Origin of the sequence: Methanocalculus taiwanensis (genome assembly GCF_024372745.1) — an archaeon.
Classification (GTDB): Archaea; Halobacteriota; Methanomicrobia; order Methanomicrobiales; family Methanocorpusculaceae; genus Methanocalculus; species Methanocalculus taiwanensis.
The window spans coordinates 1-23296 of sequence record NZ_VOTZ01000018.1 but is presented as its reverse complement, the minus strand read 5'-3'; the positions used below and the strand labels follow the sequence as shown (position 1 = coordinate 23296).

Annotated in this window: 25 protein-coding genes; 11 read left to right on the top strand and 14 right to left on the bottom strand. The window is 52.1% G+C overall.

Translation table 11 applies throughout. The features are described from left to right. Positions 1 to 7 precede the first annotated feature (7 nt). Genes FTO68_RS08655 through ribB form a run of 5 tightly spaced genes read left to right on the top strand, consistent with a single transcriptional unit; the run spans position 8 to position 5609 of the window. On the top strand, positions 8 to 1741 hold the full coding sequence (locus tag FTO68_RS08655; RefSeq protein WP_255332996.1) for a Cache 3/Cache 2 fusion domain-containing protein: 1734 nt from the start codon (positions 8 to 10) through the stop codon (positions 1739 to 1741). Between the two features lie 11 nt (positions 1742 to 1752). Further along, the gene (locus tag FTO68_RS08650) at positions 1753 to 3147 is read left to right on the top strand and encodes a PAS domain S-box protein (protein WP_255332995.1); all 1395 of its coding nucleotides are present in this window, start codon (positions 1753 to 1755) and stop codon (positions 3145 to 3147) included. Between the two features lie 17 nt (positions 3148 to 3164). Further along, complete coding sequence (locus FTO68_RS08645) at positions 3165 to 4217, top strand: GNAT family N-acetyltransferase (protein ID WP_255332994.1); 1053 nt, start codon at positions 3165 to 3167, stop codon at positions 4215 to 4217. 23 nt (positions 4218 to 4240) lie between these two features. Further along, positions 4241 to 4915: a DUF120 domain-containing protein gene (locus tag FTO68_RS08640; RefSeq protein WP_368659890.1), complete on the top strand. Its 675-nt coding sequence runs from the start codon at positions 4241 to 4243 to the stop codon at positions 4913 to 4915. Continuing rightward, positions 4908 to 5609, top strand: coding sequence for a 3,4-dihydroxy-2-butanone-4-phosphate synthase (gene ribB / locus FTO68_RS08635; protein ID WP_255332993.1), 702 nt, complete (start codon positions 4908 to 4910; stop codon positions 5607 to 5609). The genes FTO68_RS08640 and ribB overlap by 8 nt, the downstream gene beginning before the upstream one ends. Here ribB and FTO68_RS08630 read toward each other — a convergent pair. Then, positions 5589 to 6161, bottom strand: a complete 573-nt coding sequence (locus FTO68_RS08630; protein ID WP_255332992.1) for an RPA family protein — start codon at positions 6159 to 6161, stop codon at positions 5589 to 5591. The genes ribB and FTO68_RS08630 overlap by 21 nt on opposite strands. Beyond that, on the bottom strand, positions 6162 to 7973 hold the full coding sequence (locus FTO68_RS08625) for a hypothetical protein (RefSeq protein WP_255332991.1): 1812 nt from the start codon (positions 7971 to 7973) through the stop codon (positions 6162 to 6164). A 109-nt stretch (positions 7974 to 8082) separates the two neighbouring features. On the opposite strand from FTO68_RS08625, the gene FTO68_RS08620 reads away from it, so the two are divergent. Beyond that, positions 8083 to 8277 (top strand): DUF1858 domain-containing protein, encoded by a 195-nt coding sequence (locus FTO68_RS08620; RefSeq protein ID WP_255332990.1) that lies wholly within the window; start codon positions 8083 to 8085, stop codon positions 8275 to 8277. 2 nt (positions 8278 to 8279) lie between these two features. Here FTO68_RS08620 and FTO68_RS08615 read toward each other — a convergent pair whose 3' ends face one another. From FTO68_RS08615 to FTO68_RS08575, 9 genes are all read right to left on the bottom strand, one after another. Further along, positions 8280 to 9155 carry an adenosylcobinamide amidohydrolase gene (locus FTO68_RS08615; protein WP_255332989.1) on the bottom strand — a complete coding sequence of 292 codons (876 nt, stop codon included), beginning with the start codon at positions 9153 to 9155 and terminating at the stop codon, positions 8280 to 8282. Beyond that, the gene (nrdD, locus tag FTO68_RS08610) at positions 9152 to 9514 is read right to left on the bottom strand and encodes an anaerobic ribonucleoside-triphosphate reductase (RefSeq protein ID WP_255332988.1); all 363 of its coding nucleotides are present in this window, start codon (positions 9512 to 9514) and stop codon (positions 9152 to 9154) included. The genes FTO68_RS08615 and nrdD overlap by 4 nt, the downstream gene beginning before the upstream one ends. A gap of 52 nt (positions 9515 to 9566) precedes the next feature. Next, a complete protein-coding gene (locus FTO68_RS08605; protein WP_255332987.1) occupies positions 9567 to 9821 on the bottom strand; it encodes a hypothetical protein in 255 nt (84 codons plus the stop codon). A 129-nt stretch (positions 9822 to 9950) separates the two neighbouring features. After that, on the bottom strand, positions 9951 to 10586 hold the full coding sequence (gene pyrF, locus FTO68_RS08600; RefSeq protein ID WP_255332986.1) for an orotidine-5'-phosphate decarboxylase: 636 nt from the start codon (positions 10584 to 10586) through the stop codon (positions 9951 to 9953). Further along, complete coding sequence (locus tag FTO68_RS08595; RefSeq protein WP_255332985.1) at positions 10583 to 11518, bottom strand: deoxyhypusine synthase; 936 nt, start codon at positions 11516 to 11518, stop codon at positions 10583 to 10585. Before FTO68_RS08595 ends, pyrF begins: the two co-directional genes overlap by 4 nt. Before the next feature lie 121 nt (positions 11519 to 11639). Further along, complete coding sequence (locus FTO68_RS08590) at positions 11640 to 11852, bottom strand: hypothetical protein (RefSeq protein WP_255332984.1); 213 nt, start codon at positions 11850 to 11852, stop codon at positions 11640 to 11642. A gap of 46 nt (positions 11853 to 11898) precedes the next feature. After that, on the bottom strand, positions 11899 to 12786 hold the full coding sequence (locus FTO68_RS08585; protein ID WP_255332983.1) for a hypothetical protein: 888 nt from the start codon (positions 12784 to 12786) through the stop codon (positions 11899 to 11901). Between the two features lie 76 nt (positions 12787 to 12862). Beyond that, on the bottom strand, positions 12863 to 13543 hold the full coding sequence (locus FTO68_RS08580) for a DUF4013 domain-containing protein (RefSeq protein WP_255332982.1): 681 nt from the start codon (positions 13541 to 13543) through the stop codon (positions 12863 to 12865). A gap of 21 nt (positions 13544 to 13564) precedes the next feature. After that, positions 13565 to 14830 carry a tRNA(Ile)(2)-agmatinylcytidine synthase gene (locus FTO68_RS08575; protein ID WP_255332981.1) on the bottom strand — a complete coding sequence of 422 codons (1266 nt, stop codon included), beginning with the start codon at positions 14828 to 14830 and terminating at the stop codon, positions 13565 to 13567. 84 nt (positions 14831 to 14914) lie between these two features. Here FTO68_RS08575 and FTO68_RS08570 point away from each other — a divergent pair, with 84 nt between their 5' ends. From FTO68_RS08570 to FTO68_RS08555, 4 genes are all read left to right on the top strand, one after another. Beyond that, a complete protein-coding gene (locus tag FTO68_RS08570) occupies positions 14915 to 15838 on the top strand; it encodes a transcriptional regulator (RefSeq protein WP_255332980.1) in 924 nt (307 codons plus the stop codon). A gap of 52 nt (positions 15839 to 15890) precedes the next feature. Continuing rightward, the gene (thsA, locus tag FTO68_RS08565; protein WP_255332979.1) at positions 15891 to 17558 is read left to right on the top strand and encodes a thermosome subunit alpha; all 1668 of its coding nucleotides are present in this window, start codon (positions 15891 to 15893) and stop codon (positions 17556 to 17558) included. 93 nt (positions 17559 to 17651) lie between these two features. Next, a complete protein-coding gene (locus tag FTO68_RS08560; RefSeq protein WP_255332978.1) occupies positions 17652 to 18038 on the top strand; it encodes a hypothetical protein in 387 nt (128 codons plus the stop codon). 46 nt (positions 18039 to 18084) lie between these two features. After that, complete coding sequence (locus FTO68_RS08555) at positions 18085 to 19710, top strand: bifunctional metallophosphatase/5'-nucleotidase (RefSeq protein WP_255332977.1); 1626 nt, start codon at positions 18085 to 18087, stop codon at positions 19708 to 19710. A gap of 77 nt (positions 19711 to 19787) precedes the next feature. On the opposite strand, the gene FTO68_RS08550 is transcribed toward FTO68_RS08555, so the two are convergent. Further along, on the bottom strand, positions 19788 to 19994 hold the full coding sequence (locus tag FTO68_RS08550) for a hypothetical protein (RefSeq protein ID WP_255332976.1): 207 nt from the start codon (positions 19992 to 19994) through the stop codon (positions 19788 to 19790). Positions 19995 to 20655: 661 nt separating this feature from the next. Here FTO68_RS08550 and FTO68_RS08545 point away from each other — a divergent pair. After that, on the top strand, positions 20656 to 22569 hold the full coding sequence (locus FTO68_RS08545) for a methyl-accepting chemotaxis protein (RefSeq protein WP_255332975.1): 1914 nt from the start codon (positions 20656 to 20658) through the stop codon (positions 22567 to 22569). Between the two features lie 21 nt (positions 22570 to 22590). On the opposite strand, the gene FTO68_RS08540 is transcribed toward FTO68_RS08545, so the two are convergent. Next, complete coding sequence (locus tag FTO68_RS08540) at positions 22591 to 22794, bottom strand: hypothetical protein (protein ID WP_255332974.1); 204 nt, start codon at positions 22792 to 22794, stop codon at positions 22591 to 22593. Between the two features lie 14 nt (positions 22795 to 22808). After that, a partial coding sequence (locus tag FTO68_RS08535) for an amidohydrolase family protein (RefSeq protein ID WP_255332973.1) occupies positions 22809 to 23296 on the bottom strand: 488 nt, incomplete at its 5' end.

Below are 23296 nucleotides of genomic sequence, written 5' to 3'. Positions count from 1 at the left end.
GTATAGCATGATACGGTTCTTCTCAGATATGAAAGTTGGAACAAAGATCCTGGTGATCTGCCTTCTCCTTGCGATCATTCCGACATCGCTTGTCGGCGTGGTTTCATACACCAGTTCAACGGGCGTCATCACCCAGCAGATCGAGACACTCCTGCAGACACAGGGAACAGACATGAAAGGGTGGACAAATGATGTCTATACCCTGACAAGAAGCAAGGTGGATAGTGATTTAAATGTCCTGCGCCAGCAGTTCTACCAGCACGGTACACCCGAGATCATTAACGGGCAGATGACGCTCGTCGGCGAAGACGGCAGTAAATACGTTGTCAATGACAACTTCGAGATCGTTGACCGCGTGCAGGCGCTTGTCGGCGGTGCGGCAACGGTCTTCCAGGTCTATGACGACCATGCCGTCCGGATAGCCACCAATGTTAAAAATGAGGAGGGGGGACGGGCAGTCGGGACATGGCTCACCATGGATGTCTATGAATACTCGGTTGTCGGAGACAGGACTTTTTATGGATCACGCGACCTGTTCGGGATACAGTATGTCACTGCATATGAGCCGATCAAAGACAGATTTGGGAACGTTATCGGCATCCTCTTTGTCGGAACCGAAGAGAAGCAGACCCTCGATGTCGTCAAGAACAGTATCCGCCAGACGGTGATAGGCCAGAACGGATATATGTATGTCATGGACGGAAACGGCAACGTTGTGGTCCATCCGACGCAGGAAGGGGAGAACTGGGCAGATCAGGAATTCTTCAAATCAATCAAATCCGGAGGGGAAGGGGTGCTGTACCATCAGGCGGACAACATGGATTATGTTGATGTCTATACCTATTTCGAACCCCTCGACTGGTATATCGTCTCCCGGGCGGATCTCTCAGATTTCACAGGACCCATCAATACAATCAGGGATACCCTTGTCATCGTCATTCTGTCTTCAATCATTGTCGGAGCAGTTGTCGCCATTCTCTTTGGAAGATCTATCTCAGAACCGCTCCAGCAGGTTGTGCTGATGATCAAGGAGCTCAGGAGCGGCCATCTCTCTGCCAGGCTGAATCTCAGGAGAAAAGACGAAATCGGTATTATGGCAGAAACGATGGATGAATTTGCTGAAAACCTCCAGATAAATATCGTTGGAAACATCAAGCGTCTCGCAAACGGGGAGTATGTCGAGGAGATCGAGATCCAGGATGACCGCGACGAGATCCGGCCCGCGATCCGCATGATGATGGAATCGCTTGACCACCTCCATAAAGAGACACTCAGGATGACCGAAGCAGCATGGGCAGGGGATCTGAAGATCCGGGGCGATGAAAAAGCATTCCACGGTAGTTACAGGAGGATCATTGCCGGTTTTAATAAGACCCTTGAGCGGATCACCGAACCGGTGAACGAGGCGATGAGGCTTGCAGGATACTATGCAGCCGGGGCGATTACGGCAATCATTACCGATTCCATCAGAAGACGTGCTGAGAGAGTCTCGATCACCTGTGACGAACGGAAAGGCAGCATAATCATCATAATAGAGGATGATGGAATCGGAATTCCGGCACCTTTAAAAGAGACGCTCTTCTCGCATGAACAGAGCCCGGGAAAAGGCTATTTTCTCTTCCTCGCCCGGGAAGCACTGGCAATCACGGGCATCGAACTGAAAGAAACGGGAGATCCACGACAGGGCGGCCGCTTTGAGATCCACTGTCCTGATGGAGTATTTCAGATGAGTTCACGGTAAATGGGTATTATATGGCAGCACTCAATCATCCACTCCTCTCCGATCCAATCGAGCGGCGCCGGATCATCTTAGTCAGTGCAGCAGCAATCCTGGCTCTTTCATCCAATATTACAGGACTTTTCCTGGGTATTACCACCGTTTTCCCACACCTGATCTATTTTCCGATCATTATCGCGGGTTACTGGTATCCACGGCGTGGCCCGCTGGTTGCGGTTCTGATTGCTCTTTCCTACTGTATCTCGGCATACCTGCTGATCCCACAGGATCTCTTCACAACCGCATCCATTATCGCCAGGGGAATGGTGTATGTCATTATCGGCGCAATCATATCGCTGCTTGCAATCCGCATGAGGCAGTCTGAGCAGAAACTCTATGACCTGATCGAATTTCTTCCCGATGCCACCTTTGCAGCCGACAAAAATGGAATTGTTATCGCCTGGAACCGTGCAATTGAGGAGATGACAGGCATCCCGAAGATGAAGATGATCGGAAAAGGCGACTATGCGTATGCGGTTCCATTCTATGGTGAGAGGCGCCCTATCCTGATCGATTATACAATGCACCCGGATGCAGATGCTGAGTCGGGATATCAGGATCTCAGGAGAGATGGGAATATGATGGAGGCTCTCGTCATTGCCCCGGCATTGAAGGAGGGAAAAGGCGCCTACCTGAAAATCGCTGCAACGCCACTCTATGATTCCAATAGAGAGATCGTCGGGGCTGTTGAATCAATACGTGATGTCACAGAAGAGGTGAGGACGAGATCCGCCCTCCAGAATTCAAACCGGCAGCTTGCCGCACTAAGTGGGATCATACGGCATGGCCTTTCAGAACGGCTGGAAGAGCTGTACCGCCATCTCACCATTGGAAGCATCAGATTTGATGATCCAGCAATGCTCACCTTCCTCGAAGAGATAGAGAAAGCAGCAGACGGGATCAGGCGGCAGATCGCAATATCACGGGATTTCCGCGAGATTGGATCCCGGCCGCCGGTATGGATGCCGGTGCAGGAGACGGTTTTCGATCTATTAAGCCGTCTTGATGCAGGCGGAATGACAGTCCATGCCTGGAGCGAACGGGTTGAGATCTTCGCTGATCCGCATCTTTCAGCCGCATTCACGCACCTGATAGAGAATGCCGCTGCAGCCGGAGCAACTGCATTGATTGTCACCTACCAGATCCAGGATGGCGGATTACAACTCATCTTTGAAGATAACGGATCCGGTATCCCGGATGCTGCAAAGGAAATGCTCTTCTCTGAGGGATCGGAACGATCAGGCCATGGACTCTTTCTGGCTCGGGAGATCCTTGCAATCACCGGGATCACGATCCATGAGGAGGGTGAAGAGGGAGCAGGAGCACGGTTTGTGATCCATATCCCACCCGAAGGATACAGGATCACCTGATTGGAGGAAGACAGACCATGGATCCACGACGCATTCTGCTGATAGACGACCCTGATAAACCGAAAGTCCAATCACTGGTATCGAGAATTCCCGGTGCCCGCGAGGTGATTGTACCGGGCGGGCAAACACTTGATCTCCCCGGTATCCGGGTCAGGGCCATGGGAGAGGCAGAGCCGGGAATGCTTGCAGCTGAGTCAAAAGCAACCCTTGTCATCGGGGAGAGAGACCCGGCAATTGTGGCAGATCTCCTCCTCGTGCCACAGGAGATGCGGGAGGATACACGTCAGATCACAGACCATCTCCTCATCTGGGTTCCTCAGGATCGGCAATCAAAACAGCAGATCACAGCATTCCTCGATCAGGTGAGTGCCCAAGAAGTGCACCTCCTCACCGAGGGGGAAGATGATCCAGAGATTTTACTCCATGCCCCTCTTGCAACAATCTCGACAGAGAAGATAGCAGGGGAGCCACTTGCAATGCTTGCCGGGGTCGGATCCACACGGAATCCTTCACTCATCATGATACCAAGAAGATTATCCGCAGCTGAGCAGAAGACCATTCTCACTACGGGCATCCCGGTATTCATTCCACAACAGATTCGCGGCAGGATAGAGATCCGGGAACTCCGATCAGGAGAGTTTTCAGAGGCGGATTCGGTCTGGATCGATTACCATGAAACAAAAGGCGATCCCCAGACCGACCGGGTATTTGCTGCTTTTGACGGGGAGCTGATCATCTCCCTTGCCCGGTGCAGACGGCATCCCGACGGGTTTGAGGTGGATGCGGTCTATACCCCCGAAACACACCGTGGACGGGGATTCTCAAGGCAGGTGGTGGGAGCACTTGTTGAGGCCTGCTATAACGAGGAGCTCACAATGTATGCGGTACAGCACCTTAAAAAATTCTACTCAGAGTTTGGGTTTATCCCGATCCCGGAGATAGATCTCCCGGCATCTGTGCGTGAGCGTTACCTCTGGGCTGCAGGAAACCTTGAAGGGGCTGAGGTGATCCCGATGAGGCGGACGCCGGCACGCCCACTGATCCTCACCGGTTTCGATAGCCATAAATAGGGAGCCTCCCAAATTTGATGATCATGCAGATGCCTGATGCAGGGGATCTTCCTGTACTAAAAGCAATTGCTCTTCTCGGGGGGTGCCGCGGACCGGTCAGGGTATCAACCCAGAGCCTCAGCACCACACTCGGGACTAGCCCCCAGACGATATCCCGCCGCCTGAAATCACTAGATTCAGCCCACCTGATTACGAGGAACGTTGATCCCTCTGGCCAGTCGGTTGAGGTGACAAAAGGCGGGGAGGAGATCCTCAGGCGTGAACATGCTGAATACTGCCGGATCTTCTCACGAACCGGAGGGCATTTCATCCTGAAAGGAGCGGTTATCTCAGGGCTCGGCGAGGGGCGCTACTATATGTCCCTTGACCATTACAAAAATCAGTTCCGGATCAACTGCGGATTCGAGCCATACCCCGGCACCCTGAACCTCAGGCTGATACAGCAGAGTGTTCCGGTACGAAAAAAACTTGATTCACTTGAATGGACAACAATACCTGGCTTCTCAGACGAACACAGGACGTTTGGAGAGGCACGCTGCCTTTCCTGCCGGATCCAGGGGATCCCCTGTGCCCTGATTGTACCGGGCAGAACCCATTACCCTGAGGATATCGTCGAGCTTATTGCCGGTGTTCCGCTCAGGGAAGAACTCGGGCTGGAAGATAACGATATAATCGAGGTGGAGATCGGATATGATTAACAACGCTATCAATGCACTCAGGGAGGGGAGATTCATCCTCATCTACGACTTTGACAACCGGGAACGCGAGACCGATCTTACGATCAGATCTGATGCCGTAACACCGCAGGATATTCTCAGGATGAGAAAGGATGGGGGCGGCCTGATCTGCACCGCAGTCCATCCTGACGCGGCAAAGACACTCGGTCTTCCATTTGCAACCGATGTCTTCTCCCGGTGCGGCGAGCTCGGCGAGAAGGAGGGAGATGTTCCCTATGACCGGAAGAACCATTCTTCATTCTCGCTCTGGGTGAACCACCGCGAGACCTTCACCGGCATCACCGACCACGACCGTGCCCTGACGATCACAAAGGTTGCCGAGCATGTCCATGCTGCCATGAACGGCGGCGGGCTTCCACCATTTGGAAGGGAGTTCCGCACCCCTGGCCACTCGGCGCTACTCCGTGCCGCAGACACCCTCCTTGACCAGCGGCAGGGCCAGACCGAGCTCTCGATCGCCCTCGCCATTATGGCCGGGGTGACTCCGGCAGTCACCGTCTGCGAGATGCTCGATGACGAAACCGGATACGCCCTTGAAAAAGAGAAAGCACGGGCATATGGAGATGAACATGGGTTCCCGTTTGTTACCGGTGACGAGATCATCGAGGCGTGGAACGAGTGGAAAAAAGAGAATTTATTGTCTGATCGCCGCTAAGGCATCATATACAATCTTTTTATAGGATTCAAGGTTCGGGTTGTATTCCCGGCGTGCTGCTTCGGCATCAGGGCTGTTCTCGAACGCATCAATCCGGTCAAGCGTTGCCTCTGCACAATCGAGCACCCAGAGATCCCGGATCTCCCGGTCAACTGCCGTCACTGTCTCGGCCCGGACCGAGATGAGGACATTGCCGTCAGGCGTTTCGTATGCATTCGGCTTCCCGACTACTGCAACAAAGGCAGGCGGTTCGAGCTTTGCGATCTGCTGCATTGCCTCAGGCTGGTATGATCCCGCACTGACAAAGAAAGTGCCGGTTGGATCTGCAACCCGTGCCAGGTACATGCTGTGCTGTTCACCCCGTTTCTCCTTCTGGGTGAGCGAACCGACGATAAAGATCCGGTTTGACCGCTCACCTGTCGGAAGGAGGATATAGGTCGGGCTCTTCTCGTCATCGCCTTCCCGGAAAGAATACCGGGCATCACGGAGCTCTGATGCAAAGACCCGTTTTGCAGGTTCACGAATATAACTCTGTGTACGTGGCTGTGTCATTTAAAAATCGCCTCCTGCACGGTTCAGAAGGGCAGTATGCCTGCTCATGTCAGGGGTGAGCCAGTCGGCATGGTTGGCGATGAAGAGATCTTCAAACTGGCGTGCGGTGACCTTCAGGTATCGCCCGAGCGCCCGCTCGGTGAGCTGACGGATCACTTCATCTGCTCCAAGCGGCTGGTTCTCGGCAATCTCCTGTGCCTCGGCAAGAGTCATCTGGAAGAGGGATTCAACCACTTCACGCGGAATCAGAATATTCCGTGCGATATGCCCGTCATCCAGTGATCCCCTGATTCGAAGGTCATACTTGAAATCAGGCTTGAATTCATGGATAGGACAGAAGTTCTGGCGGGAGAGGACGCGGTTGCATCCTTCTTCGGGACATCGTTTCACAATTCCTGATCCGGAGGCTATATGAACGAGTGCGCCAGTGATCGTTGTCCCGTCACGGGCAACCTCAATATCGCCCTCCTCTTCAGGAAGAGCTGTCGCGTGCGTCAGGTTGACTGATAAACGCCCGTTATACTCGTCAACGATAACATAGAAGAAGTTATAGACGGTATTCTCCTCTAGTTTGCAGGCACCCCCAGTGTTCCAGAGGATAAATTTCACAACACCGGTCTCATCGCCGATAAGGCCGGTCTGGAGCATCCGGTCACTCCGGCTTTCCCACTCCTGGACAAGTTTAACCCGTACAGAGGCTATCCCGGGTGAGAGATCAGCGACTGTTGTCAGTGGAGGGGGCGGAAAGAAACGATCCTCAATCGGTGTGATCAGTGCACCTTCCCCTATAGAGATCCTGGATGCGCCGCGGAACGAACCCATCTTCGCACCCTCAATCGCATAGCACAGTCCCTGTTCAGGAGGCAAAATATCGGCATTAGCCCAGAGAGTAAATGGATATTCTCCATCAGCAGTTGCTATGATACCCTGGGCGGCAATAGCATCAGAGGCAGATGCTTCAAGAGAGACAACCTTCACCTCCATACGGGGGAGCGCCTCCTCCATCGAACCGGCACTTCCTGTTCTGGCCTCGATATCATCGTCTTCCAGGAAAGAACAGGATGCAGGATCGATAATCACTGAGAGGCGGCCATTATACTCCTCAACAGAGGCAAACCCTATTAGATAAGCCTGCTCTGTTGCAAGCTTTTGATCTGATCCCCCTTTCCAGACAGTGAACTTCACAGTTCCGCTCTCATCTCCAAGAAGCCCGGTCTGCTGCATGCGATCATGCCTGACATCCCAGTTCTGGGTTACCTTGGCTCTTATAGAGGCAATACCAGGCGTGAGATCTGCAATCCTGGTCACGACAGGAGCCAGAGGACGGTCTTCGTTGATCGGAGTGACGACCGTTCCCGAATGGATCTTGAGGTTCGCAAGGCCGCGAAACTCATCGACGACGGCAGACTCCAGCCTGTACCATTCACCCTGTCTGAGGAGGGCAGGCGCACCTTTTGCAAAGATTACAAAACTGATGGCGCCTGAATCATCAGCAATTACTCCTTTCTGGGCAACCGCCGGCGATGGCGGATCGGTGACCGAGACAACCTTACCCTCGATCGTCACCCATTCACCGGGTGCGATATCGGCTATGGCAACCATATCCGCAGAAGAGGAAGCTGCGGGCTTTGGCATCTGTTTGCCATGCTCTTTCAGGATATCCAAAAGGATGGTCCGTTCAGCCTCAGCTGGCGGCACCCCGAATTCCATAACGAGGCGGTTAATCTTTGCTTCAATACGCTCTGAATCTGCTACAATCTCCTGTGCTTTCAGTTTTTGGGAGATTCTTGCTGTTATCTCGTGGGTATCCATAATGATCTCCAACAATGCATCTGCAGGCAGGGGTTATAATAGATCTGACCGGAGGGTGAAAGTGTTGGGGAGAATAAAGATAAATAGCTCACAGGTTAATATTTTCCCTATGTCGATCACCCTCGATTCAACGATAATGGAACTCATTAAGGAGAAACCCGAATCAGCAGGTATCCTCCAGAACTTTGGCATGGGGTGCCTCGGGTGCGCCATCGCACATAATGAAACCGTCCGCGAAGCTGCAATGGTTCATGGCATCCCGCTGGAAGAGCTTGCCGCTGCCCTCGGAATAGCAGTCGAATAACGTTATTTTTTCATTGAGACGGCCTTCAGTTCACTCAGGGTCGCCTCAGGATTTCTTTTCAGATGCCGGACAACCTCCGGATCATGATTTAATGTACAATCAGTACATGCCCACACCCTCCCCCCAGATGAACTCTCCACCCAGCCACCAAGTGATTCATCTCCGCAAGGGTACAGTGGGCAGTAACAGAAATCACATCGCTGACCTTTGAAATGGCAGGGATAATACGGGCAGTTTACGGGCGTCCATTCTACCCAGCCCCCACCATTAAACCGGCTGTAAATGATGAAGGCCGGCTTATCTGATGGTACTCTCCCTTCATAACGATCAAGTGCAACTGCAACCCCGTGCCGGACACAGCTCATAATCCGGCGGCCTGCTTCAGAGACAGGACCGGCATACTGGTGTTCCATCCCACCTTCCGATGCAACAATTATTGCATCCGATGTTGTCCCGGTATAGGATCGATCCCGGTCCCGGAGTGCGAGCACTTTTGCCTCGGTGGCGGTGATGAATGCCCCGGCAAGGGCTGATTGCGAGAAGCCTTCGATACTCGTGATAATGATATTGATGGTGCCTGGGCCATCAGGTGTCGGGTGTGTTGTTCCTGCGGTGATGAAGAGGGTCAGAAAATCATATCGGAGCACCACCAGATGCTGCATCGGCACTGCCGTCATCAGCCCGAAAAAAGAGTCCCCAAGCCCAAGCGATGCAGCAACCAGACCAAGCGTCCGCTTGGGCTCGGATGCATCATACCCATATGGCACCGTATGGTTCAGGAGTGTCGTCACCCGGGCATAACCGCCACCGACCCCTGAACTGAGGCCATCGAAATTCCCCCGTACAACAAGGGTGCCATCACGGAGATAGTATCTCATCCAATATCGTAATGGGCTCGATCTTTAAGTTCCTGCTGTTTTGCAGCATTCCAGCCGGTGACATCGGAGAGGTAGCCGGTGATACGGGAGATCTGCGAGACATCGTGTGATCCGCATTCGGGGCAGATCGGAGCACCACAGAGCGGGCAGTATTCAAGAGATTCAACGATATCATGTGGGCAATGGCAGTGGTCAACCGGGCACATCAGCTGGAGTTTCGTCTCTCCACATACCGGACATGGCTCCTCATCCACAATGTGATGGCAGGTGTGGCATTTATATCTCCGCTCTTCAGCCGGGATATCATCAAGGCTGGAAAAACGCTCTATCGCCTTTTTCTGTTCGTCAGTTGCGTGCATGCGCAGTATTAGGCAGAAGGTGAATAAAAGGATAGGGGTTGATGCAAGGCGCTTACCACCGCGGCAGGGCGATCCAGATGATGATAAGAAGAAAGATGATCGCGAGTATCCTGACCCAGAGCGGGATATCCATGCCGCGAGATTCGGTATCCGGAGCCTTTGGATGAGGCATCTCCTCTTCGGATTCGACAACGAATGCTCCATGGTACCCGCACCGCTTACACCGGTACTCCGCACCGAGGTACCCGCCGGCGAGCTGAAAGAGATCATTGCTTCCACATTGTGGGCATCGCCGCATAATTGCCATGCACCCGGAGAGAGCATCAATGTTCCCCTGATATAAAAAGAAAAGCAGGCATCAGAGGATCAGGCTGCCTCAGAGTGACTCATAGGGCTCTTCATCCACCGGCAAACCGGTGTCAGAACGAATTTCTCATCATCGGCAGCGGCGGGAGTACTCTGCTGCGGCTGCCGCCGGATCGGCTGCGCCATAGATGGCACGGCCGACGATAATCCCATCCACGAGCTCTTTTACATCTTCAGGAGATGCGCCCTGGGCACCGACACCGGGAGAATAGATCTTCCGTGTCCCAATCAGCTCCCGGAGTGCCGCAACACGTGCGGGCCGGGTCGCCGGTGCAATGATCCCATCTGCCCCGGCACCAGCCGCCATCATGCAGAACGACTCAGCCACCCCGCCAGAGAACCATTCCGCCCCTCCCGGATGGCTCATCTCGCAGACCACAAAACATTCTCCTCCATGATCATGTGCTGACCCGACACAGGCGGCAAGCGAGTCACTACCAGGAAACGCATGGCAGATCACAGCAGAACAACCTGCCTGAAAGACAGAATCGCAGATGAGCGTGTTGGTATTTGGGATATCAGCAACCTTGAAGTCCGCAATCACCGGAACGCCGAGTGCTGCAATCTCACCGGCAACCGACAATCCCGCTCCAAGGACAAGAGGGTAGCCGATCTTAATCGCATCAATATACCGGGCAGTTGATTCTGCAATCGCGAGAGCCTCGTTCCGTGAGGTGGCATCAAGAGCAAGGATCAGGGCACTCATGTTACCAGCCTCTCAAGAGTTGCGGCAATAAGCAGTGGCAGCGTAATCGTTGCATCGCCATAGACCGTCATTGCACGTGCCTCCTCGTTAATCTTGCCCCAGGAACGTGCCTCGTCAAGGGTCGCACCAGAGAGTCCGCCGAGATCGGGGCGATCCCCGGTGAGCTGCACTGCATAGGAGAAACCGTTCTCGGTCATCAGCATGCTCTGGAAGATGAAGTTCTTTGGAACACCCCCGCCGACAAGGAGTGCCCCTGCACGCTCAAGAGAGAAGCACCGGTTCATCAGATCCTTCATATCCAGGAACGCATCGATGACAACCCCGCCGGTCTGTGAGAAGAGCCAGTACTGGAGTCCCACCATCGAGTCCTGGATCGCCGGGCAATAGATGGGAATATTCTTCCGGGCAGCGGTTGCAAGGATCCCGGAGTCCAGCCTATCCCCGATATGGCGGAGGAGAGCGGATATTGAGATGACTGAACCCTCGGGGAGTTCGGAGTAAACATCCTGCATAAACTCCTCAAACCGCTCGAACGCCTCGGTCGGAAGATAGACATCATAGATCCGGTTGATCTCTTCGTGCCTGAGATCCACATCATCGCAGATCTCAGTCCCATGATAATGGTGGCAGCCGATCGCCTCGATGATATCATGCGTCAGGTTGGCTCCTGTCGAGACGAGGATGTCGATGTATCCGCACTCAAGGAGGTCCGAGACGATCCCTCCCATGCCGGCAGGCACCATCGCCCCGGCAAGGCCAAAGAACCGGGTTGCCTTTGGATCAGAGAACATCGCCTCGGTAATAGAGACGGCTTCGGCAAGCGATCCACCGTTATATGCACCAGCTGCACCCATCGCATCCACAAGCTCGGAAACCGTCATCCCCGGCCGGATATGCATCTGGCTTACCGGATCATTACATTCGTGTCGCATCCTCACTCAACCATATACAGGTTAGCTTCCCGCATGATTAAGCCATTAGCTCTTCATGCATTATGGATTCTATCACAAGAGAATAGAGGAGATATAATCTCCCCCACCTTATGCTCACGTGTTATTCTTCTGTCACAAAGAACCGGACAGCTCCTGGCGCATGCTTTTTAATCTCCTCAAAGAAGTAGGTGCCAAAAGCCGGATCTGAGTCTTTGATCGCAGCGTTCATCGTTCTGACGAGCCATGGGGAGATATCCGGACCCTTCTCAAGAGAATTCATCACCACAACAACCGCTTCGTCAACCTCGATTCTGTTCTTCCATCGGTATGCCATATGCTCTCACCAGACCGAAAGTGGGGTGGAGAGATGATAAATGTTATTACCGTACCTTCAAACGCCCGTCCTTACCACTGATCCTCCCCGCAGACCTGAGCGCATCCACCAGCTGCTGCACCATCTCCTGTGATACATCAAACCTGAGAGGATAGGCTTCTTCATCAATGGATACTGTTTGTGCCGGGATGCTTCTGGATATCTCAAGTAACGTTGTTGCGCCCTTCTGTATCACCGAAACGATCTCATCAGCCAGGGTAAGCAGGAGGAAGAACTGCTCGATAAATGCAACAAAACTCTCCTCTTCAGGATTGGTTGCCTGGATCGAATCAATGAGATCTGTTGGATCCGAACAGAAGATCACATCGATCCCTGGATGAACCGAAAAGAGTGTCTCTGATGAAACAACCCGCTCACCCCTCAACCCTGCACGTTCCAGTGTCTCTTTCTCAGGGAAGAGAAGGAGCGGGATCGGCACTGCAACCATATGGCTCCCGGGATCGACCTCCCTGATGAGGTGAAGGCGATCATCTGTCTCCTCAACATACCCATCTCTGACATACTCAAGAACCCTGCGGGCATCCTGCGTAAGGGAAGCCAGTTCCTCATCAGAGAGTGAATCGGGGTTCTCATATGCGGTCCTGAGATAGCTGCCGCCATCTTCTTTGATCGCTGAAATGATCCGGGAAAATGCTTCCTCTTCAAGCCTTACGATCTCAGAAGCGAGCCCAAGCGCCTCTTCATCCCCCTCATTCTCATGAGATAATGAACCAATAAACATCCCAAACGAATCTATTGTGCCAAAAGCGACCTCCAGAGAGGAGAGGGTCATCTCAACGGTGAGCCGGGCAGATGCTCCTGACTTCTTCAGAATGCGAACAGATTGCTGGGCATCCTCGCGGACAGTAAAATGAAGGGTAAGTTCCTGTGACATGCAGTTGTTTTTTTATTCCTGAAGAGATGAAACCTCGCTTCTGATTGAAGAATTGTTGCCAAAAAGCGTGGTTGGGTTATTGATCAGATGAATCGGGGAGGCCGGATTCAAAGACGAGGGTAAAGTACCGTGCCGCAAAAACCGTCACCATTGCATAGATAAAGAATGCCGGGATATACCCAAGCAGAGAGAGTTCCATCATGTATCCTGCCGGGAGAGAGGCAAGGAACGCGATGACGGTATAGAAGACAACCGCAGAGAGATATGAGACGCCTCCAATCCTACTGATATGAGCCAATATCGCAGCAAATGCAAAAGCATCGCGGATCTTCTTCGTTCTGGCGGTTCGGATCACCCCGATCATCGAGAAGAGTATGACAACAGCATACAGGAGTATGATCCCAACGATCAGAAAGAAGACGACACCGATCTCTGAGAAGAGAAGGCCGGATTCAGCATGAGTGATCAGATTCAGAAGGAGATCCCCCTGTGATCCGACGATGATGACCGCCCCGACAAAAGGGAGGGCATAAATGAATGAAACGAATATAAGCCTGATTCCGTCAATGAGGAGTTCTAGGGGCTTTGAGAGATCCGGGGGTTTTGATCCGCCACGGTAAATCCGTGCCGTATACCCATACATCAGGGGGAAAATAGCAACCATACCCATCAAAAGAGGAACCCTTACCGGATGATCCCGGATCATGGCTATGGTAAATGCAGCCGACTCCTCAGCAGATGCAAAGAGATCGATCATATCAGCAAAGAGTCGACGGGATCAGATATAATCCTCCCGACTGTAATCCTCTGGAAAACCCGGAGTAACAGGCTCTCCCCTGCAGAGGGGGCGGGCAAGATGGCGCCTTGCAGAAGGAGGAACCTCATACCACCCCGGATGAAGCGTTCTCTCCTGATAGCTGATACAGGGCTCCCTGCTCCTCGCCCCGCATACCCGGCATTTATATCCTTTACCTTTCCCAGCCGAGGTCATTTTTTTACCGCAGATATCACAGAGAGGGGCATCCTCAACCCGGAACGGGGGTGATGAGATGATCTGGATCTTCTCCAGATTCAGCGAACCGTTTTTAAAACTTCCACAGGCAATAACCGTATCCCCCGGCAGAAGAGCCCGTATGATATCACGGAATCCCTTGGTTGGCTCATATGCCATGCATGTGAGGTAGTAACCATGATCAGAGATCAAAAGGGCGACATGCCCTCCGATCCCGGTTTTTGGAGAGGATGCAACAGTTCCGGCAACAATATACGATCTCCCCTCTTCAAGGTTCGGAATTTTTCCGGCGATCAGATGTGCATCGGTTCCCTGGTTCGTCTCAAAGATCGCCTCAAGTACCGGAATCTCCGAGATGACCAGGCTCCTTGCAAGCGAAACATGGACTGGATCATTTCCCCGGATTCCAAAGAGAACCGGATCCGGGGTATGCGGAACACAGACAATCGTCTTATTCCCAGGATCACAGGTATCCCAGGTTCCAGGATACGTCATCTCCTCCGCAAGCCGGAGGCTTGACGGATCAACATACCGCCTGCTCTCATGCCTGCGGAGATCGCGATAGACGAGATACTCGGATGTGGCATCTTCAAGCTCCGCTGCCACTGCCGCAACAGCTCCGATGATACCACGGCCATTCTTCCAGAGTGCATACCGTGCACCAACACTCTTACAGGCTGCAATTGCACCTTCAATTGTACAGAAACCGGTGATTGCCTCCTCTGCGAAGGCAGCTGGGGGGCGATCTCCATCACAGACAACAAGACCCGGATTGGTCCTATCGCAGGAGAGATCGGCAAGCACCTCTATGAGATCTGATGCGATTCTGAATGCATAATCCGGATCTCCCTCTGCCTCAATGGCGATTGCTGCGTTCCCACGGGTCTTCCAGATGATAGTGGGGTTCAGCCGGATGAGCCGGAGGGATCGGATCTCCATCCCGGACTCCTCAAGGCGGCGGGCAAGGAGAGCACCAAGGTAGGTAGTACACATGCCTTTTGGAGAGTCTGTATCATCGATCCCGATCCACATATCTACAGATCTGCTCTCCCAGCCCATAAGGGACATCGTCAGATCCTTTATTATCTTAGATTCACCATGTAGGTTGTAGAAGAGATGGTACAGGAGCGGCTTATACAAACGGTGATCAGTATCCTCCTTACCGCAGGGTATGATGTCTCTGAACGATGCCTGCTCCGCCCCCGGAGCTTCGACCTTCTCGCATCAGGTAAACAAGGGCTTGTGATCATCAAGATCGTCTCACAGATTGATTCGGTTTCTGAAGAGATCGCATTCGATCTCGAGGCGATGGCACACCATCTCAAGGCAGTACCGATCATAATCGGAGAGAGGGCACGCGATGCACCGCTTGAACGGAGTGCCGTCTACCTCAGATATGGCCTCTTTGCGGTCGCACCATCAACACTTTATGATTACCTGGTTGAAGGAGTGCCTCCACTCGTCTATGCCTCTCCAGGTGGTCTCTATGTCGGTATCGACGGGACGCGCCTCCGCGAGATGAGAGAACGACATAATCTCTCGCTAGGGGATCTTGCACATATCCTTGGCGTCTCCCGGAGAACCATCAGCAAATATGAGAGCGGCATGGGAACAACGCTTGAGATGGCAATGAAGCTGGAAGAGCTCTTTGACGAGGCGATCGTCCAGCCGATCGATCTCTTCAAGGACCGGCCCCACGATCTCACAGAGAGTATCTATTCCCATGAGATCGAAGCCGTCTCGCCTGCAGGACATCTCATAGAGATGGGGCTGGAACTCCATCCATTCAGGCGTGCTCCGTTCCATCTTGTTGCCCTCTTCGAAAAAAACACAATATTCGCCTGTTTTGGTACGGCCCAGAAGACGTTCAGGCGCGCGGCACTTATCGGGAACCTCTCCCAGATCGCACACGCCCGTTCCCTCTGCATCCTCTCCGACTATAATAAAGAGAGAAAGATTGGAAAAACGCTTGTTATAGGTGAAGAACAGCTCTATTCTCTGGAACAGGGATCGGATCTCATCGACCTGATGCCCGAATAATGTTTATATAGAACCACAAAGCAACTTTATCAACAAACACTGGTGATACTACATGTCAGCACAACTTGGTGGACAACCGATTCTCATTCTAAAAGAAGGCAGTTCCCGGACACGGGGACGCGATGCACAGGGTATGAACATTGCAGCAGCAAAAGCTGTGGCATCTGCAGTTCGGACAACACTCGGGCCAAAAGGCATGGACAAGATGCTCGTCGACACCATCGGTGATGTTGTTATCACAAACGACGGCGTCACAATCCTCAAAGAGATGGATATCGAGCACCCGGCCGCAAAGATGATGGTCGAGATCGCAAAGACACAGGACGACGAAGTCGGTGACGGAACCACCACAGCAGTCGTTGTTGGCGGCGAACTCCTAAAGAAGGCAGAGGACCTCCTTGAGCAGGATGTCCACCCGACCGTGATTGCGCAGGGATACCGCCAGGCAGCAGAGAAGGCACAGGAGATCTTAAAGGAGATCGCCTTTGATATTAAACCGGGTGACACAGCCATCCTCACCAAGATCGCCGAGACCGCAATGACCGGAAAGGGTGCAGAATCTTCAAAAGAGAAACTCTGCGAACTCATTGTAAAAGCAATCACAATGGTCACCGATGAGGATGGGACCGTTGACACCGAGAACGTCAAGATCGAGAAGAAAGTCGGCGGCTCAATAGACGACTCAGAGATCATCGAAGGCATGATCATCGACAAGGAGCGTGTCCACTCCGGCATGCCAAAGGTCGTAAAAGACGCAAAAGTTCTCCTCTTAAACGCAGCAATCGAGTTTAAGAAGACCGAAGTCGACGCTGAGATCAGCATTACAAGCCCTGACCAGCTCCAGATGTTCCTTGATGAAGAAGAGAAGATGATCAAGACAATCGTCAACAAGGTCATCGCATCCGGCGCAAACGTTGTCTTCTGCCAGAAGGGTATCGATGACATCGCCCAGCACTATCTTTCAAAGGCAGGTATCTTTGCAGTCCGCCGTGTCAAGAAATCCGACATGGAGAAGCTTGCACGTGCAACCGGCGCATCCCTTATCTCATCGATCGATGCAATCTCAACCGAAGAGCTCGGAAAAGCAGGCAAGATCGAAGAGCGCAAGGTCTCAGGCGAAGAGATGATCTTTGTAGAAGAGTGTTACAATCCAAAAGCAGTCTCGATCATCATCAAAGGCGGAACCGACCATGTTGTTGATGAGCTTGAGCGTGCCATCGAAGATGCACTCCGCGTTGTCGGTGTTGTCGTCGAGGACAAAAAGGTCGTTGCAGGCGGCGGCGCACCCGAGGTTGAACTCTCGCTCCGTCTCCGCGAGTACGCATCCAGCGTTGGTGGACGGGCACAGCTTGCCATCGAAGCATTTGCCAGCGCACTTGAGATCATCCCAAGAACCCTCGCAGAGAATGCAGGACTTGATCCAATCGACATGCTTGTTGACCTTCGCGCCGCACATGAGCAGGGCAACAAGACCTTCGGCCTTGATGTATTCGCAGCAAAAGCCGCAGACATGAAGGCAGCAGGCGTTGTTGAGCCCCTCCGCGTCAAGACCCAGGCAATCTCCTCAGCAGCAGAAGTTGCAGTCATGATCCTCAGGATCGATGATGTCATCGCCTCATCCGGAAAGGGTGGCGGCATGCCAAGCGAGGAAGAGATGGCTGCAATGGGCGGCGGCATGGGTGGAATGGGCGGCATGGGCGGAATGCCCGGCATGATGTAAGATCCCACATACAACCCCTTTTAAAAAATACCATCTTACCCCACCCTTTCGGGAGGGGTACTTTTTTCTTCTTGTGCGTCTTCAATCTCTTTTATGAAGACCGGTTTCATTTACACCAAATATAAGACAGACTGCTACCATTGCCATGTTGATGCTGATCAGGTGATAAAAGTGGTGCCACAGCAGGCCCAGGTCATCTGTTCAAACTGCGGCGCTACCAGGGTCTTCATCCCCCGAATACATGAAGTCGGTACTACCGGATCATTCACACCGATATCCTGTTATGATGTCTGGAACCTTGAGCCGACAGCTGAATGCAGAAACTGCCACACAACAGGCATCCATGACCTCTTTGTCGGGTGTAACCATTTCACCGTGCGGTGCAGGAACTGTGGGTTTACCCAGTTCTATAAGTTCAATCTCCAGTATATCGGCAAATGCGATATCGAGGAGGAGAACTGCGATCCGGTGATCAGATAACCGGTTACCCCGCATCCCCATTCTCTGGGCGAACTGAACCTACACTATGCCGTCCCCACGTTCTACCCTGCTTATTGCCGCTATTATTATTGGAATAATTCTCTTCGCAGCACTTACCTTCCCTCAGCCCGCAATGGAGAGAGAGATACACCTCACAATCCTGACGACTTCCAATCTAAAGAGCAGAATCTTTCCACCCGGAGTAGAGGAGGGCATCGATAGCCCGGGCCTGGAAGCTATTGCTGAAACAGCGAACAGAATACGGTCAAAAGAAGAATACTCCCTCCTTCTGTCAAGCGGCGATGACCTGATAGGTGCCATCTATTCCCTCTTTCATGGAGAACCCGAATATCGGGGTATGACACAAGCAGGGTATGATGCAGTCTGCCCTGGAAATCACGAATTTGGCTTTGGAGAGAGTGGATATGCCAGGGCCGTCGGTTATGCCGGGTTTCCTATCGTCTCAGCAAATATGATCTGTTCGAATGAAACCCTGAATCAGACCATAAGGCCATGGACGATCATTGAGCAGAATGACCTCAGAATAGGCATATTCGGTCTGATGACACCACGACTGAGTTCAATTGCACCGATTGGACCCGGTATTGTGGTCACTGATCCTCTGGAAGCAGCAGAAGATGCAATCAAATCCCTTCAGGAGGCTGATGTTGACGTAATCATCTGCCTCTCCCATATGGGAGAAGCTGAGGATACCCGCCTGGCAGAGAACGTGGCCGGGCTTCATGTGATCATCGGCGGACATGATCATATCGTTCTTCAAAAAGAAGTGCCAAACCCGGATAACCGGATTATTCCTATTGTGCAGGCAGGTCAATATGGAGATAACCTCGGGATACTCAGGCTGACACTTAGAGACAGAGAGATGATCACGTGGAGTTTTGAGGTACTCAAACCGGACGGGAAGGATGCATCCGTTTCTGCAATACTTGCACCCTTCATTACCTCATATAAAAATGAGATGAAGAAACCAATCGGGGAGATCACCTATCCACTGGATACCAGGAAGCTTATTGTAAGAGGGGGCGAAGCCACGGTTGGAGATCTCATCACCGATGCATGGCGTGACTGGTTCCCTGAGGCAGATATTGCGTTTATAAATGGAGGATCGATCCGGGGCGACCGGATATTTCCTGCGGGCCCGGTATCCTGGGGGATGATGCAGGAGATTCTTCCGTTTGGGAGCGAACTTGTCCTTGTACATATGACGGAGAAAGAGATCCAGGAGACACTCGAGATCTCGGCATCGGCGCTCAGGGTTCCAGGGGATGAAAGTTTTGCCGGGGAGCGGCCGCCGACCGGAGGATTCCTCCAGGTATCCGGGATCCGGTTTACCATTGATACAGAAGGAGAGCCCTTCTGCGGCACATACGATGGGAAGAACCTAACAGAGATTATGACTCCCGGCGGACGGGTGAGCGGAATAGAGGTTTTAGGAACTTTCGGGTGGGATGAGCTAAAACAGGGGCAGAACTATACAGTCGTTGTCAATAGCTGGCTTGCATCCGGGGGCGATGGCCATTATGCTCTTGCAGAGGCAGCAGGACCGAAGTTTGCGGGAACAACGGTGCGGGATATCGACCCGGTCATCGTTGCTATCAAGCGGCAAAGTATGGAGAATGCTGACTGGAGCAAAAGAATCCATATCCTATAGATAATGAAAAATAACTGGTTTTCCCCCCGATCTATGCCCATAAAGAATATGATTTTAGAGGGGAAAGAGAATCAGGATCAGTAACCGCTCATTCTCAGAACCACACCCAGGGTGATCCCGGTGATCGAAACCGTGATTGTCAAAAGACCAAGTACAAAAAGGTTCATCACAGCTTCAGATGATACCGGAAAGTCCGTCTGGTTCATCATGAGCCTCCGCACCCTCCGTGATGGCCGTATATCTGATGATATCACAGGTTTGGCTGGTTTTATTCGGATCGTCATGACTCACACCTCCAGATGAGTATAGGACTATACTAGCCCTGAAGATATTTGAGGTTTTCGTTCACTGCAACACTTAAATACTAATACCAATTGTTGTACCATAATTATAAGGATATTTCAGATCCTGGCGATCCTGTGATGATTCAGCCGGCTATTCCACAGCGACTATTATTAGATTCATCTGATAGAGCGTTGTTCTCCGGACTTTGTACGGAATCCCCGGATCCCTCACCTCTGCCTGTGTCTGCGGGAGAGATCCTTTTCTCTGACGATATATGGTTTGGGAATGACCAGTGAAGATACCGGAACCACCGGTTCCTTTTGAGGGGGTTAAAACCGGATCAGGCATTGGCTGCTGAATCGTAGCATCGGGCTGGATGCACCCTGCAGTACAGAGAAGGGCAATCACGAGAATATAAGCACATAGAAAGATGGAGCATAGAAAGAACTCACATATAGTTATAATCCGTATTGGGAGTCGTGAGGAAAGGACACTGTATACGCCAAATTAACAGGAAAATGGTAAATATCGTTTTTCCGGAAGAGAGAAGGATACATTTATAGCATTACAAATAAAACCCATGAATATTACCCATTGCTTGAGCTATTCGCAACTGCGTAAACATCAATATCCTGCAATAGTAAAGGAGTTGGAGAGTACATGACAATGCCAGAACAAAACGATATTTTTCGCCAGGTCCTCGAGGCAACCCATGACTGGGAGTTTCTCCTTAGGTCAGACGGAACTTTTTTCTATGCATCACCATCCTGCCAGCGGATCACAGGTTATTCCCGTGAAGAATTTCTGAAGGATAAGAGCCTGTTCACAAGAATCATCAAATCAGAGGATCTTGATGCGGTAAAAGGCGCCCTTGCTGTCCGTGAACGGGAGGAGAAAGAGGCAAAATTCAGGATTAAACATAAGAACGGAAGTGAACGGTGGGTGGGACTTCTCTGCACTGTGGCAAAAGATACAAATGGCAGGGCTCTTGGAATCCGTTGCAGCGGCCGTGATATGACAGTAGAGATCAACCGGAAGATGAAACAGGATACTTTTGTTGTTACTGAAGTCACCCGGATGATCGCAAACCTCAAAAAAGCTGCCGAAGGCGACACCTCATTTAATCTTCAACCCACTCCATCAGACGAGGACACAAAGAATTTCGCCTCTTTAATCGCCAGAATAGATAAAAGCCTGGTCACCCTCAAGGCATCGCTTGACCAGTTGATGGAAGATGCAAAGACCACGACTGTGGGATTAAGAGAAGGTGACTTCACCATCCGGGCAGATACCAGCCGCCATAAGGGAAATTTCCAGCAATGCATTCTTGGCCTCAACGAAATGCTCGATGCAGTTACAAAACCCGTTCAGGAGGCAATGCGTGTATGCGGCTCATTTGCACATGCAGACTTCTCAGCGACCTTTGATACGAATATACAGATGAAAGGGGAATGGGAAGAGTTCAGGAAATCCCTTGACCGGATGGGGAAGGTCTTCAATAATACCGTCAAAGAGATCACTCGCGTTGCAAGGGCATTTGCAGACGGTGACTTTACCGCTCACATCGATGAGAAACTGAATGTCCGTGGGGACCTCGTTGACGTGAAGAATGCCTTAAACAAAGTCTCAGCAGATGTCTCATACCTGATTTCAGGGACAAACAGGCTTATGGAGGCATTGGTTGAAGCTGCCAGTGAAGCTGAAACAAGCATAGACGAAGTCTCTACCGGAACCCAGCAGATTGCAAAGAGTACCGGGAATGTCAGCGGCCATATCGAGAAGGCCACACACTCAGCCCAGCAGGTCCTTCAGGCAATGGAAGATCTCTCAGCTGCTGTCCAGGAGGTGACTGCGAGTGCCGAATCTGTTGCTGCACTCTCACGAAACGCAGACGAAAAATCGCAGGAAGGGGCAAAGGTCGCAGAACGGGCAGATGCCGGAATGAGCGAGATCAATACTGCAACTGCTGAGATCGACGGGATCATCAGGGATATCAATACCCAGATGGTGGAAATTGGAAAGATCGTTGGTGTCATTTCGGATCTGGCCAACCAGACAAATCTCCTTGCACTCAATGCCGCAATCGAAGCGGCACGCGCCGGGGATGCCGGACGCGGATTTGCCGTCGTTGCCGCAGAAGTCAAAGCCCTTGCAACCGAATCCCGGAGTTCTGCCGAGCATATCACCGAGATGATCGGAAATCTCAGGGCCGGCGCAGAAAAGGCATCAAATGCAATGAAGAGAGCCAATACTGTCGTCAAGGACGGATCCAATCAGATGCAGCAGACCATTCTTGCCTTCAACGAGATCGTCGACTCGGTCGGAAAGATTTCACGCAGCATCGAGGAAGTCGCAAGTGCGACAGAAGAGCAGGCAGCGACTGTTGAGGAGATTACTGCAAGCATCCATGAGGTGGCAGCCCTTATGGAGAGGACTGCTCATGAAGCTGGCGATACCGCAGCCGGTACAGAAGAGGTGTCAGCAAGCGTCGATGAGGTTGCCAGCATGGTAACACGGGTCACCGAGATATCCCAGGAGACCCTTGAGGCAAACAGAAAATTCACTGTAGCCTGATCATCTCCCATCTTCTTTTTCTCAGGTTTTGTCTTCCCCAAAATCTTCTGACAGCTCTGCGAGTACCTCCTGCATCAGAAGCATCCGTAAAACCGGATCGGTGCAGTTCACCCCAACGACTATGACCCGCTCCTTCAGGGTATGGCAGAGGGGGAGGGGTTCCCCCCCCAGCTTCAACGCGAGATTCGAGTCATTTGGACTGGTGCATTCAGACGAGAGGATCATCGCAACTCCAAACCTCAGACAGTTGCATCGATCTCGAATACGTACGGGTTAGGCACATAGTGGTGTGCATACACCTCGTAGTTCTTCTGTGAGACCGTGTAGAACTTGTTGAACTTCAGGGCGATATCGCGCTCGACCTGTGCATTCTCGTTCGTCTTCACATTCACCCAGAGTGTTCTCTTGTTGCCGTTGGAAACAATCTCGCCGTCATTGATGATCAGCTCACCCTGCTTGAAGAGGAACGCGGCATTGCCAAACGCAGATTCAATTGATTCCGGATCTGATGCGGTCTGGGGGTTATAATCATAGACAGCAACATCGCCTTCAAGGCCGGGTGTCAGTGACCCATACATGTGGGAGAGACCAAGCGTCTTTGCCGTTCCCGCACGGGTCATCTGTGCGATCTCATAGAGCGAGAGTTCGCGATCCATTGCACCAAGACCGGTTCTGTCACGCACCTTGTCCTCATTCTTCATCCCGGCAAACATCTCGTCACGGGCCT

Coding starts and splice junctions, on each gene's coding strand:
- FTO68_RS08620 (WP_255332990.1), top strand. CDS start 8,083: ATGTCGATCACCCTCGATTCAACGATAATGGAACTCATTAAGGAGAAA.
- FTO68_RS08655 (WP_255332996.1), top strand. CDS start 8: ATGATACGGTTCTTCTCAGATATGAAAGTTGGAACAAAGATCCTGGTG.
- FTO68_RS08640 (WP_368659890.1), top strand. CDS start 4,241: ATGCAGATGCCTGATGCAGGGGATCTTCCTGTACTAAAAGCAATTGCT.
- FTO68_RS08550 (WP_255332976.1), bottom strand. CDS start 19,994: ATGACGATCCGAATAAAACCAGCCAAACCTGTGATATCATCAGATATA.
- FTO68_RS08540 (WP_255332974.1), bottom strand. CDS start 22,794: ATGATCCTCTCGTCTGAATGCACCAGTCCAAATGACTCGAATCTCGCG.
- FTO68_RS08645 (WP_255332994.1), top strand. CDS start 3,165: ATGGATCCACGACGCATTCTGCTGATAGACGACCCTGATAAACCGAAA.
- FTO68_RS08625 (WP_255332991.1), bottom strand. CDS start 7,973: ATGGATACCCACGAGATAACAGCAAGAATCTCCCAAAAACTGAAAGCA.
- ribB (WP_255332993.1), top strand. CDS start 4,908: ATGATTAACAACGCTATCAATGCACTCAGGGAGGGGAGATTCATCCTC.
- pyrF (WP_255332986.1), bottom strand. CDS start 10,586: ATGAGTGCCCTGATCCTTGCTCTTGATGCCACCTCACGGAACGAGGCT.
- FTO68_RS08580 (WP_255332982.1), bottom strand. CDS start 13,543: ATGATCGATCTCTTTGCATCTGCTGAGGAGTCGGCTGCATTTACCATA.
- FTO68_RS08615 (WP_255332989.1), bottom strand. CDS start 9,155: ATGAGATACTATCTCCGTGATGGCACCCTTGTTGTACGGGGGAATTTC.
- FTO68_RS08585 (WP_255332983.1), bottom strand. CDS start 12,786: ATGTCACAGGAACTTACCCTTCATTTTACTGTCCGCGAGGATGCCCAG.
- FTO68_RS08555 (WP_255332977.1), top strand. CDS start 18,085: ATGCCGTCCCCACGTTCTACCCTGCTTATTGCCGCTATTATTATTGGA.
- FTO68_RS08605 (WP_255332987.1), bottom strand. CDS start 9,821: ATGGCAATTATGCGGCGATGCCCACAATGTGGAAGCAATGATCTCTTT.
- FTO68_RS08545 (WP_255332975.1), top strand. CDS start 20,656: ATGACAATGCCAGAACAAAACGATATTTTTCGCCAGGTCCTCGAGGCA.
- FTO68_RS08590 (WP_255332984.1), bottom strand. CDS start 11,852: ATGGCATACCGATGGAAGAACAGAATCGAGGTTGACGAAGCGGTTGTT.
- thsA (WP_255332979.1), top strand. CDS start 15,891: ATGTCAGCACAACTTGGTGGACAACCGATTCTCATTCTAAAAGAAGGC.
- FTO68_RS08560 (WP_255332978.1), top strand. CDS start 17,652: ATGAAGACCGGTTTCATTTACACCAAATATAAGACAGACTGCTACCAT.
- nrdD (WP_255332988.1), bottom strand. CDS start 9,514: ATGCACGCAACTGACGAACAGAAAAAGGCGATAGAGCGTTTTTCCAGC.
- FTO68_RS08650 (WP_255332995.1), top strand. CDS start 1,753: ATGGCAGCACTCAATCATCCACTCCTCTCCGATCCAATCGAGCGGCGC.
- FTO68_RS08570 (WP_255332980.1), top strand. CDS start 14,915: ATGGTACAGGAGCGGCTTATACAAACGGTGATCAGTATCCTCCTTACC.
- FTO68_RS08630 (WP_255332992.1), bottom strand. CDS start 6,161: ATGACACAGCCACGTACACAGAGTTATATTCGTGAACCTGCAAAACGG.
- FTO68_RS08595 (WP_255332985.1), bottom strand. CDS start 11,518: ATGCGACACGAATGTAATGATCCGGTAAGCCAGATGCATATCCGGCCG.
- FTO68_RS08575 (WP_255332981.1), bottom strand. CDS start 14,830: ATGTGGATCGGGATCGATGATACAGACTCTCCAAAAGGCATGTGTACT.